9 protein-coding genes are annotated in these 12060 nt (G+C 73.6%); 7 read left to right on the top strand and 2 right to left on the bottom strand.

Going from position 1 to position 12060, the window contains the following annotated elements:
- Nucleotides 1–245: 245 nt before the first annotated feature.
- The 5 genes from PSQ21_RS05240 to PSQ21_RS05220 all read left to right on the top strand — a co-directional run bounded on the left by PSQ21_RS05240 (nucleotide 246) and on the right by PSQ21_RS05220 (nucleotide 7607).
- Nucleotides 246–866: a TetR/AcrR family transcriptional regulator gene (locus PSQ21_RS05240; RefSeq protein ID WP_274029232.1), complete on the top strand. Its 621-nt coding sequence runs from the start codon at nucleotides 246–248 to the stop codon at nucleotides 864–866.
- 154 nt (nucleotides 867–1020) lie between these two features.
- Complete coding sequence (locus tag PSQ21_RS05235) at nucleotides 1021–3228, top strand: molybdopterin-dependent oxidoreductase (RefSeq protein ID WP_274029231.1); 2208 nt, start codon at nucleotides 1021–1023, stop codon at nucleotides 3226–3228.
- Between the two features lie 135 nt (nucleotides 3229–3363).
- The gene (locus tag PSQ21_RS05230) at nucleotides 3364–4794 is read left to right on the top strand and encodes a CitMHS family transporter (RefSeq protein WP_274029230.1); all 1431 of its coding nucleotides are present in this window, start codon (nucleotides 3364–3366) and stop codon (nucleotides 4792–4794) included.
- Nucleotides 4794–6119, top strand: a complete 1326-nt coding sequence (locus PSQ21_RS05225; protein WP_274029229.1) for an MFS transporter — start codon at nucleotides 4794–4796, stop codon at nucleotides 6117–6119. The genes PSQ21_RS05230 and PSQ21_RS05225 overlap by 1 nt, the downstream gene beginning before the upstream one ends.
- Nucleotides 6120–6245: 126 nt before the next feature.
- Nucleotides 6246–7607 carry an ABC transporter ATP-binding protein gene (locus tag PSQ21_RS05220; RefSeq protein ID WP_274029228.1) on the top strand — a complete coding sequence of 454 codons (1362 nt, stop codon included), beginning with the start codon at nucleotides 6246–6248 and terminating at the stop codon, nucleotides 7605–7607.
- 13 nt (nucleotides 7608–7620) lie between these two features.
- Here PSQ21_RS05220 and PSQ21_RS05215 read toward each other — a convergent pair whose 3' ends face one another.
- Nucleotides 7621–8121 (bottom strand): DinB family protein, encoded by a 501-nt coding sequence (locus PSQ21_RS05215; RefSeq protein ID WP_274029227.1) that lies wholly within the window; start codon nucleotides 8119–8121, stop codon nucleotides 7621–7623.
- Nucleotides 8122–8392: 271 nt separating this feature from the next.
- Between PSQ21_RS05215 and PSQ21_RS05210 the strand changes: the two genes are divergently transcribed.
- Entirely contained in the window at nucleotides 8393–9787 is a 1395-nt protein-coding gene (locus PSQ21_RS05210; protein ID WP_274029226.1) for an aldehyde dehydrogenase family protein, read from the top strand.
- Nucleotides 9788–9827: 40 nt separating this feature from the next.
- The gene (locus PSQ21_RS05205; protein ID WP_274029225.1) at nucleotides 9828–10910 is read left to right on the top strand and encodes a Zn-dependent alcohol dehydrogenase; all 1083 of its coding nucleotides are present in this window, start codon (nucleotides 9828–9830) and stop codon (nucleotides 10908–10910) included.
- Between the two features lie 66 nt (nucleotides 10911–10976).
- Here the strand turns inward: PSQ21_RS05205 and PSQ21_RS05200 are convergent, their stop codons facing one another.
- Nucleotides 10977–11960, bottom strand: a complete 984-nt coding sequence (locus PSQ21_RS05200; protein WP_274029224.1) for a DMT family transporter — start codon at nucleotides 11958–11960, stop codon at nucleotides 10977–10979.
- Nucleotides 11961–12060 lie beyond the last annotated feature (100 nt).

The raw sequence follows: 12060 nt of genomic DNA, 5'->3' as shown, positions 1-12060 counted from the left end.
CGCACTCCCGGTGCCCAAGAAAAGTCCTCGGATCCACCGGACGGCGAATCCTATGCACTACCGTAGGAATAGGAGCGGGGCACGTCAACGGCATACATCGAGCCATTCGTGTCCTGTGCGTGCCCTTCGCGGCAGGAGCGGCCCACCGGGCCCGGGCCCGGCTCCTGTGGCCGCCCTCCCGCCGTCGTCGCCGGAAGGGCGGGGCGGGGGGAGTCCGACGACAGGGGTCCGGAGGGCACGGCATCATGGGGCCCGTGCCCCATGTCACCCCGCACCTCCGCCGCGCCCCCGTGCAGCAGCGCAGCGCCGACCGGCTGGCCCGGATACTCGACTCCTGCGCGGGCCTCCTCGACGAGACCGGCTACGAGCAGCTCACCACCCGGGCCGTCGCCGAGCGCGCCGACGTGCCCATCGGCTCCGTCTACCGGTTCTTCTCCAACAAGCGGGCTCTCGTCGACGCGCTGGCGCTGCGCAACCTGGACACCTATGCCGACCGTGTCGCCGCCCGGCTCGCGGACCTCCCCGCCGCCGACTGGCGGGCCGCCATCGACGCGGTGCTCGACGAGTACCTGGCGATGAAGCGAAGCATCCCCGGCTTCGCGCTCGTCGACTTCGGGCCGCCGCTCCCGGCGGAGGGCGCGGCGGGGGACGCCAACAGGCGTCTGGCGGACCGGCTCGCCGTGCTGCTCGCCGGCCACCTCGGCCGCCGGCCCGACGAGAGGCTGTCCCGGGCGATCCTGGTGAGTGTCGAGGCCGCAGACGCGCTCCTCCAACTGGCGTTCCGCACCGAGCCGTCGGGTGACGCGGCCATCGTCGCCGAGACGCGGACCCTGGTCAGGTCCTACCTCGCCCAGACGCTCGACTGAACGGGAGGCCCTGGTCGGGGGCCCGGTCCGCCTTCTCCCCCGCGCAACACCTCCCCGCCGTGCGTACCGGTCGGTATGCTCGCCCGTGCCGGGGCTCCCACGCCTGCCCGGCCCATGTCCGCGTGCCGTCGCCGCAGCCGCCCCGGGAGGGCCCATGTCCCACGAAACCCGCACCGCACCGCGTATCTGCCCCCTCTGCGAGGCCACCTGCGGCCTCACCCTCACCATCGAGGGAACCACCGTCACCGGGGCGCGCGGTGACCGTGACGACATCTTCAGCCGGGGCTTCATCTGCCCCAAGGGCGCCTCCTTCGGCGGGCTCGACGCCGACCCCGACCGGCTGCGCGTCCCCCTCGTGCGCGGCGCCGACGGGGAGCTGCGCGAGACAGCCTGGAGCGAGGCGTTCGACCTGATCGCCGCACGGATACCGGCCCTGGTGGAGACCCACGGGCCGCAGGCCGTCGGCGTGGTCCTCGGCAACCCCAACGTGCACACGGTGGCGGGCTCGCTCTACCCGCCGCTGCTGCTCGGAGCCCTGCGCACCCGCAACGTGTTCACCGCGAGCACCCTGGACCAGATGCCCAAGCACGTCTCCAGCGGCCTGCTCTACGGCGACGCCCACGCCATCCCCGTACCGGACCTCGACCGCACCGACCACCTCCTCCTCATCGGCGCCAACCCGCTGGAGTCCAACGGCAGTCTCTGCACCGCCCCCGACTTCCCCGGACGCCTCAAGGCCCTGCGCCGGCGGGGCGGCACCCTCACCGTCATCGACCCGCGCCGCACCCGTACCGCGCGCCTCGCCGACCGGCACGTCGCGATCCGGCCCGGAGCGGACGCCCTTCTGCTGGCCGCGCTCGCGCACACCCTCCTGACGGAGAAGCTCGCCGACCCCGGTCCGCTCGCCGGACACCTGGAAGGAATCGACGAACTCACCGCCGCCCTGGCCGACTTCACCCCGGACGCCGTCGCCGCCGCCTGTGACGTGGACGCGGACACCATCACCGCCATCGCCCGCGAACTCGCCGCCGCCCCCACCGCGGCCGTCTACGCGCGTGTCGGCAGCTGCACCGTCGAGCACGGCACCCTCGCCAGCTGGCTGGTGGACGTCCTCAACATCCTCACCGGCAACCTCGACCGGCCCGGCGGCGCGATGTTCCCGCTCTCCGCGACCGCGCGCGCCCCACGGACCGCCGGACCCGGGGCGGCGCGTCAGGCCGTCCCGGGCAAGGGCTTCGCGCTCGGCCGCTGGTCGAGCCGGGTCTCCGGGCATCCCGAGGCCAAGGGCGAACTGCCCATCGCCGCCCTCGCCGAGGAGATCGACACCCCGGGGGAGGGCCGCATCCGCGCCCTGGTGGTCATCGCCGCGAACCCCGTGCTCTCCGCGCCCGACGGAGACCGCCTCGACGCGGCCCTCGCCGACGGGCTCGACTTCATGGTCAGCGTCGACCCGTACCTGAACGAGACCTCCCGGCACGCCGATGTCGTGCTGCCCCCGCCGCCGCCCTCGCAGAGCGCCCACTTCGACTTCGCGCTCAACAACTTCGCCGTCCACAACCAGGTCCGCTACACCCGCGCCGCCGTGCCGCTGGAGGACGGGCGGATGGACGAGAGCGAGCTGCACGCCCGTCTGATCCTCGCGGTGAGCGGCGCGCACGGCACGCCGCCCTCCGCCGTCGACGACCTGGCCATCGGCACCGCCCTCACCCGGGCCGGGGCCCCGAAGGAGCGGGCCGCCGAACTCACCGGCGAGAGCGGCCCCGAGCGCCGCCTCGACCTCATGCTGCGCCTCGGTCCGTACGGGCTGACACTGGAGCGGCTCCTCGCCCACCCGCACGGCATCGACCTCGGCCCGCTGAAACCCCGCCTCCCGGAGATCCTGCGCACCCGATCCGGCCGCGTCGAACTGCTCCCGGAGCCGATCGCCGCCGACCTGCCGCGCCTGCGCCGGGCGCTGGGCGACCGCCCCGCCCCGCTCGTCCTCGTCGGCCGCCGCCATCTGCGCTCCAACAACAGCTGGATGCACAACATCGGCTCGCTCACCGGCGGGTCGAACGTCTGCACCCTCCAGATCCACCCCGACGACGCGGCCCGCCTCGGGCTCGTGGACGGGGCCACCGCCCGGATCGAGGCGTCGGGCGGAGCGATCGAGGCACCCGCCGAGATCACCGACACCGTGCGCAGCGGGGTGGTGAGCCTGCCGCACGGCTGGGGCCACGACCGCCCCGGCACCCGTATGACGGTCGCCGCCGCCCACCCGGGGGCGAACGTGAACCAACTGCTCGACGGCACGCTCCTGGATCCGCTGTCCGGCACCGCGGTGCTGAACGCCCTTGCGGTCTCGGTGACCCCCGCCCCCTAACAGCACCGTGTTGACCTGGGGTTTTGCTCGTATTGCTCACACGTCAACATCTTGTTAACGCCGCGAGAGCAGCCCTAACGTCATCCGGACCGCCGAGACCGGTGGGAGTTCAAGGATGAACGTTAGGTATCCCCCATGCTGACAATCCTCGGCTTCGCCATGATCGCGACCTTCCTGGTCCTGATCATGACGAAGAAGATGTCGCCGATCGCGGCGCTGGTACTGATCCCCGCACTGTTCTGTGTCGCCGTCGGACAGGGAGCGCAGCTCGGCGACTATGTCATCGAAGGCGTCGGCAACCTCGCGCCCACCGCGGCCATGCTGATGTTCGCCATCGTCTACTTCGGCGTGATGATCGACGTCGGCCTGTTCGACCCGATCGTCCGGGGCATCCTGAAGTTCTGCCAGGCCGACCCGATGCGCATCGTCGTCGGTACCGCGCTGCTCGCCGCGATCGTCTCGCTGGACGGCGACGGCTCCACCACCTTCATGATCACCGTCTCGGCGATGTACCCCCTCTACAAGCGCCTGAAGATGAGCCTGGTCGTCATGACCGGCGTCGCGGCCACCGCCAACGGCGTCATGAACACCCTCCCCTGGGGCGGCCCCACCGCCCGCGCCGCCACCGCCCTCAAGCTGGACGCCTCCGAGATCTTCGTGCCGATGATCCCTGCGCTGGCCATGGGGCTGCTCGCCGTCTTCGTCCTGGCGTACGTGCTCGGCCTCCGGGAGCGCAAGCGCCTGGGCATGCTCACGCTCGACGAGGCGCTCGCCCGGGAGCCGGAGCCGGAGACCGTGACCACCGGAGCGGGCGCCACCGGCACGGCCGGCGGCGACGACCGCCTCCGCAAGGGCGCCTCCGCCTCCGCGGGCGGTACGGGGGCCGGCACCGACGCCGACCCCGCGGACGGGGACGACGACGGGTTCCAGGGGCTCGACCCGAACCGGCCCACGCTCCGCCCGAAGCTCTACTGGTTCAACGCCGGACTCACCGCCGCCCTGCTGACGGCGATGATCATGGAACTGATGCCGATCCCGGTGCTCTTCCTGCTCGGCGCGGCCCTCGCGCTCACCGTCAACTTCCCCCACATGCCCGACCAGCGCGCCCGGATCGCCGCGCACGCCGACAACGTCCTCAACGTCTCCGGCATGGTCTTCGCCGCCGCCGTCTTCACCGGAGTCCTCACCGGCACCGGCATGGTCGAGAACATGGCCGACTGGGTCGTCGGCGCGGTCCCCGACGCGATGGGCCCGCACATGGCCCTCGTCACCGGCCTGCTCAGCCTGCCGCTCACCTACTTCATGTCCAACGACGGCTTCTACTTCGGCGTCCTCCCCGTCCTCGCCGAGGCCGGCGCGGCCCACGGGGTCTCGCCGCTGGAGATCGCCCGCGCCTCCCTGGCCGGCCAGGCCCTGCACATGTCCTCGCCGCTCGTGCCCGCCGTGTACGTCCTCGTCGGCATGGCGAAGGTCGAGTTCGGCGACCACACCCGCTTCACCGTCAAGTGGGCCGTCCTCACCTCGCTCGTGGTGCTCGGGGCGGGCATCCTCTTCGGCATCATGTGATGACACCCGAACCGCGAACCGGGCCCGGCAGGGGCTGGCTGCTGCGCCTCGTCATCGCCTTCGCCCTCGCGCAGGGGGCGGTGTCGATGGCGCGGCCCGCCGTCTCCTACCGGGCCCTCGCGCTCGGTGCGGACGAAACGGCCGTCGGCGTCATCGCCGGGGTCTACGCCCTGCTCCCGCTGTTCGTCGCCGTGCCGCTCGGCCGCCGCACCGACCACGGCCGCTGCGCGCCCCTGCTGCCGCTCGGCGTGCTCCTGATCTCCGGCGGCTGCGCGCTCAGCGGCATCGTCTCCTCGCTGCCCGCGATGGCCGCCTGGAGCGGGGTGATGGGCCTCGGCCACCTGTGCTTCGTGATCGGCGCGCAGTCGATCGTGGCCCGGCAGTCCGCGCCCGACGAGCAGGACCGCGACTTCGGGCACTTCACGATCGGGGCCTCGCTCGGCCAGCTCATCGGCCCGGTCGCCGCGGGCGCGCTCATCTCCGGACAGGGCGCGACCCTGGGGCGTACGAGCGCGCTGGCCCTCCTCGTATCGGCCGGGGTCGCCGCGGTCGCCCTCACCTCGCTCTGGCGCATCGAGCACCGCCGGGCGAAAGGCGCCGGAGGCAAGCCCGGCCACAAGGTCCCGGTCCGCGCGATCCTGGGCACGCGCGGCGTCCCCGCGGGCATCTTCATCAGCATGGCGGTGCTGTCCGCCACCGACATCCTCACCGCCTACCTGCCGGTCGTCGGCGAACACCGCTCCATCGCCCCGGCCACCGTCGGGCTGCTGCTGAGCCTGCGGGCCGCCGCCACGATCGCCTGCCGGCTGGTCATGTCGCCGCTGCTGCGGCTGCTGGGCCGCAGGGCCCTGCTGACCATCAGCTGCCTGCTCGCCGGGTTCCTCTGCGCGGGCGTCGCCCTCCCCGTGTCGGTCCCGGTCCTCGCCGTCATGCTCGCCGTGCTCGGCTTCTGCCTCGGCGTCGGCCAGCCGCTCTCCATGACCACCGTGGTCCGGGCGGCCCCCGACCGGGCCCGCTCCACCGCGCTCGCCCTACGGCTGACCGGCAACCGGCTCGGCCAGGTCGCCGCCCCCGTCGCGGCGGGGCTGACCGCGGGCGCGGTCGGAGGGGCGGCCCCGTTCGTGCTGCTCGGCGTGGGGCTGCTCGGCGCGGCGGGACTCGGCCTGCGCGGCGACGGGCGTTCGAAGCCGTCACCGGCCCCCCTGGACACCGGGCCCCTCCTCGCCGCGCCGGACGCGGGGCCCGCGACCGTACAGCCGGACCCGACCGCGGGCAGGGGGACCGTGCCACCGGCCGTAAAGAAGGGGACGGAGAGCCCCGGCTGACCGGCCCCACCGGACCCGTATGCCCCAACCTTCGCGCGAGTCATTCCCACACCCCGCCCGGTGGGCTAGCTTCCCTCCACAGCCGCTCCCCACCGCGATGCCACCACTTCCTCCGGGCGGACCCTCATGACGCGCGCCATCTCCCTGCACCACGTCAGCAAGAACTACGGCCGGGACCGGCGGGCCGTCGACCGGTTCACGCTCTCCATCGACCCGGGCGAGTTCGTCGTGCTGCTCGGCCCCTCCGGTTGTGGCAAGTCCACCGTGCTGCGCATGATCGCGGGCCTGGAGGAGATCACCGAGGGCGAGCTGCTCCTCGACGGGGAGCGCGCCAACCACACCCCGCCGCGGGAACGCGGCATGGCGATGGTGTTCCAGAACTTCGCCCTCTATCCGAGCATGACCAACCGGGCCAACATCGGCTTCCCGCTGAGGCTGGAGAACCCCCGCGAGGACAACACCGCACGCGTCGAGGCCACCGCCCGGATGCTCGGGATCGGGCACGTCCTCGACCGCTACCCGGCCCAGCTCTCCGGCGGCGAGCGCCAGCGGGTCGCGATGGGCCGGGCCATCTCCCGCCGGCCCTCCGTGTTCCTGATGGACGAGCCGCTCTCCAACCTCGACGCGAAGCTGCGCAGCCATCTGCGTGCCGAGATCGCCCTGCTCACCAAGGAGCTGGGTGTCACCACGGTCTACGTCACGCATGACCAGGCCGAGGCGATGTCACTCGGCGACCGGGTGGCGGTGATGCGCGGGGGAGTCCTCCAGCAGGTCAGTCCGCCGCGCGAGGTCTACGCCCTGCCGGACAACGTGTTCGTGGCCGCCTTCATCGGCACCCCGCGCATCAACCTCCTCCAGGCCGTCGTGCACGCCCCGTTGGAGGGCCGGATGTCGATCGACCTCGGCAGGCAGCGGCTCGCCCTGCCCGAACCCCTCAGCCCGGACCACCAGTTGCTCCGGATCCAGCAGGGCCGGCGCATCATCGTGGGGCTGCGCTCGGAGGCGGTCCGGATCGCCCCGCCCAGTCAGGCCAGGGCCGGCGAGGTCGCCCTCAGCGGCATCGTCGAGCATGTCGAGTACCAGGGGCACGAGGCGCTGGTCCACCTCAGGACCGGCTCGCGGCCCGCCGTGGTCCCGGACCTCGAATCCGCCCGGCCCCGGGCGATGCCCCGCCGCCGCGGGGCCGCGGCCGGCGGGGTCGGCGTCCTGGAACGGCTCAGGGGGCGGACGGGCGGCCGTGTCAGTGGTCCTGTCGTCACCCTCGACGAACCGGCCCCGGACCCCGTGGCGCCCCGGGGTCCCGACCACCCCGCCACCCCCTCCGGCGACCTGGTCGTGCGCACCGGCCCCGACATGCGGCTGCGGACCGGGGGACAGGTGCCGCTGCTGGTGGACCTGGCCCACCTGTACGTCTTCGACCACTACGGCCGCCGCATCTGCCCCCTGCCCCGGGACGCCCCCGGCTTCGACGACCTCCCCCAGGGCTGAGGGGCCCGCCGGCTCAGCGCCCCGTCGAGCCGTCGGCCAGCTCACGGAGGATGTCCGCGTGACCGGCATGGCGACCGGTCTCCTCGATCATGTGCGTGAGGGCCCAACGGACGCTGGGGGCTGGGCCGTCCGGGCGGGGACGGGGCACCGGGGCGCCGAGGTCGGTGCACGCGTCGAGTGCGCCGTTCGCCTCCGCGACCGCCTCCCGGTAGCGGGCGACGACCTCGGCCACGCCGTCCGTAGGGGCGGCGTGGAAGGTCGCCGGCCAGTCGGTGACCCGCTGCCCGAGGAACAGGGACCGCTCGACGGACGTCAGGTGGTTGAGCAGGCCGAGCAGATTCGTGCCCGAGGGCACCGCGGCGGCGCGGGCTTCCGGTTCCGGGGCTCCCTCGACCTTCGCGGCGATCGCGTCGCGCAGGTAGTCGAGGAAGCCGCGCAGGACCTCGGCCTCACTGCCCCCGGTCCGGGGCGGCGGGGTGTCCCGGCGGCGGCGCGGGCGGGGTTCGGCGGTCATGGGTGCCTCCTGGGGCTCCGGCTTCGCGTGCTCGTTCCAGTCTTGGCCGGTCCACTGCCGCCAGGGCAAGGGATCATGCCGTTACGGCAAGGCGGCGCGCGGCGGACGTGTTCGCGCCGGGCGCGCGGGCCGGGCGTGACCGGCGTCTCCCGGGGCTCCCTGGCGTCAGAAAACTAACGGCGCTAGTTTGGGCGGGTGCGACGCGCTGCCCCGCACGGCTTCGGCGCTCGCACAGCTCGGCTCCGCACCGCACGTCCGGGAGGAAACAGCCATGAAGGCCCATGACCAGATGTACATCGACGGCGCGTGGCGGCCCGCCGTCGGCCACGACACGATCCCGGTCGTGAACCCGGCCGACGAGCAGGTCATCGCCCACGTGCCGGCGGGGACGGCCGAGGACGTCGACGCGGCGGTGCGGGCCGCGCGCGCCGCCTTCCCCGCCTGGGCCGCGACCCCGCCCGCCGAGCGGGCCGCCCGGCTCAGCGCGCTGGCGGACGCCCTGACCGCCCGCAAGGACGCGCTGGCCGAGACGATCACGGCCGAACTGGGCTCGCCGCTGCCGCTGTCGCAGATGGTCCACGCGGGCGTGCCCGTGCTGGTGGCCGCCTCGTACGCCGAACTGGCCGCCCGGCACGCCTTCGAGGAGCGGATCGGCAACTCCACCGTGCTGCTGGAGCCGGTCGGCGTGGTCGGCGCGATCACCCCCTGGAACTACCCGCTCCACCAGATCGTCGCCAAGGTCGCCCCCGCCCTCGCCGCGGGCTGCACCGTCGTCCTCAAGCCCGCCGAGGACACCCCGCTCACCGCGCAGCTCTTCGCGGAGGCCACCGAGGCGGCCGGTCTCCCGCCGGGCGTCTTCAACCTCGTCACCGGCCTCGGACCGGTCGCCGGCCAGGCGCTCGCCGCCCACGAGGACGTCGACCTGGTCTCGTTCACCGGCTCCACCGCCGTGGGCCGGCAGATCGGCGCGACCGCCGGGGCCGCCGTCAAGCGGGTCGCCCTGGAGCTGGGCGGCAAGTCCGCCAACGTGATCCTGCCCGGCGCGGACCTCGCCAGGGCGGTCAACGTCGGCGTCGCCAACGTGATGACCAACTCCGGCCAGACGTGCAGCGCCTGGACCCGGATGCTGGTGGACGCCGAGCGGTACGAGGAGGCCGTGGAGCTCGCGGCGAACGCCGTCACCAAGTACGTGGCCGGCGAGCGGGTCGGCCCGCTCGTCAACGCCAAGCAGCAGGCCCGGGTGCTCGGTTACATCGCCAAGGGCGTCGAGGAGGGCGCACGGCTGATCGCGGGCGGCCCGGACGCGCCCCTGGAGACCGGCTACTACGTCAACCCCACCGTCTTCGCCGACGTCACCCCGGACATGACGATCGCCCGCGAGGAGATCTTCGGCCCGGTGCTCTCGATCCTGCGGTACGAGGACGTGGACGACGCCCTGCGGATCGCCAACGACACCGTGTACGGGCTCGCCGGCGCGGTGTGGGCCGCCGACGACGAGGAGGCGGTGGCCTTCGCCCGCCGGATGGACACCGGGCAGGTCGACATCAACGGCGGCCGGTTCAACCCGCTGGCCCCGTTCGGCGGTTACAAGCAGTCGGGGGTGGGGCGCGAGCTGGGGCCGCACGGTCTGGCGGAGTATCTCCAGACCAAATCGCTCCAGTTCTGAGCCCCCCAAGCCCTCCGAGACGACACCAAGGAGCCTGTTCGTGGTCCGCGCCGCCGTACTGCCCGCCGTCGGAGCTCCGCTGGAGATCACCGACATCGTCCTGCCGGAGCCCGGCCCCGGCCAGGTGCGCGTCTCCCTCGCCGCCGCCGGGGTCTGCCACTCCGACCTGTCCCTGTCCAACGGCACCATGCGCGTCCCGGTGCCCGCCGTCCTCGGCCACGAGGGCGCGGGCACGGTCCTGGCGGTCGGCGAGGGCGTCACCCAGGTGGCCCCCGGCGACGGAGTGGTCCTCAACTGGGCCCCCTCCTGCGGGTCCTGCTTCCACTGCGGGATCGGAGAGGTGTGGCTCTGCGCCGACGCACTGAAGGGGACCGCCAACCTCCACGCCCGTACGGCGGACGGCACCGACCTCCACCCCGGCCTCAACGTCGCGGCCTTCGCGGAGGAGACCGTCGTCGCCGCGAACTGCGTGCTCCCCGCCCCCGACGGCATTCCGCTCACCGACGCCGCACTCCTCGGCTGCGCGGTCCTGACGGGCTACGGGGCGATCCACCACAGCGCCCGGGTCCGCGAGGGCGAGAGCGTCGTCGTCTTCGGGATCGGCGGCGTCGGCCTCGCCGTGCTCCAGGCCGCCCGGATCGCGGGCGCCTCCCGGATCATCGCGGTCGACGTCTCCCCGGCCAAGGAGGAGCTGGCCCGGCAGGCCGGGGCGACCGACTACCTCGTCGCCTCCGCCACCACCCCGCGTGAGATCCGGGGACTGACCGGCGGCCGGGGCACGGACGTCGCCGTCGAGTGCGTCGGACGGCCCGTGACCATCCGGGCCGCCTGGGAATCCACCCGGCGCGGCGGGCGCACCACGGTCGTCGGGATCGGCGGAAAGGACCAGGACGTCACCTTCAACGCCCTGGAGATCTTCCACTGGGGCCGGTCCCTGACGGGCTGCGTCTACGGCAACAGCGACCCCGCCCGCGACCTGCCCGTCCTCGCCGGCCACATCCGCGCGGGCCGCTTCGACCTGTCGATGATGGTCACCGAGCACATCGCCCTGGACGGCATCCCCGCGGCCTTCGACAACATGATCGCGGGCCGGGGCGGCCGCGCCCTGGTCGTGTTCCCGTGACCCGTCGGCAGTCCGTGGTCCGGTGACGTCCACGTCACCGGACCACGGACAGCCGGGCGGACCCCGCTACGTCCGTTCCGCCCGGCGCTCCTCCTCGTGACGAAATCCCGCCACCGGCCCGGCCGGCTCTCCGCGCGCGGGCCCGGTCCGCCGACGGCTCCGGGAGACCGCCACCCCGGCCAGGCACAGGGCACCCCCGACGACGCCGAGAAGGGTCGGCACCTCGTCCAGGAGCACCCAGGCCATGCCCACGACGAGCGCCGGAACCGCGTACGTGGTCGCGCCCATCCGGCCCGCGGTGGTCCGGGCCAGCGCGTAGCCCCAGGTGGTGAAGGCCAGCGCCGTCGGGAAGACGCCCAGGTAGACCATGTTCAGGGTGGCGGACAGGGGTGCGTCGGCGGCCTCGGAGAGCAGGACTCCGGTGAACGGCAGGCAGGCCACGGCCCCGATCAGGCAGCCGAAGGTGTTGATCTGGAGCGAGGAGCCGTGCGCGAGGGCCGGCTTCTGGCTGACCACGCCCAGCGCGTACACCACCGCGGCCAGCAGGCACAGGGCCACGCCCAGTACGGACGAGCCGCCGTGCCCGGACATCGCGAGGCCGACGACGACCGCGCCGGAGAACGAGATGCCCATCCCCAGCAGCAGGCGGCGCGGCAGCCCCTCGCCGAGCATGCGGGCGCCCAGCAGCGCCATCAGGATCGGCCCGATGTTCACCAGCATCGCCGCGGTCCCGGCGTCGACCTCCTGCTCGCCCCAGTTGAGCGCCACCATGTAGAGCCCGAACCACAGCACGCCCGAGGTGATGATCCCCCGCCAGGCACCCCGCCCCGGCAGCCCTTCCCGGCGGACGAGCAGGATCGCCCCGAGCACCAGCGCGCCGGTCGCCAGCCGCCCGAGGGCCAGGGCGCCGGGGGAGTAGGTCTCGCCCGCACTGCGGATCGAGACGAAGGCCGAGGCCCACAGCACGACGGTGGTGGAGGCGGCGGCGGTGGCGCGCCAGCGGTGGGCCGGCGGGGAGACCGGAAGGGGAGCGGGGGTCGTCGTCGTCATGGCCACGACCGTAGGGCGGGAGCGCCGCATCCCCCACCGGATTGTCAAGGACCGTCAATCGGCGGACCGGCGCCGGCCCCGCCGGTCGACGGCGGACCGG

Origin of the sequence: Streptomyces sp. MMBL 11-1, from assembly GCF_028622875.1 — a bacterium.
Taxonomy (GTDB): domain Bacteria; phylum Actinomycetota; class Actinomycetes; order Streptomycetales; family Streptomycetaceae; genus Streptomyces.
The sequence above is the reverse complement of the archived record's forward strand: the minus strand, read 5'-3'. Positions and strand labels throughout refer to the sequence as shown.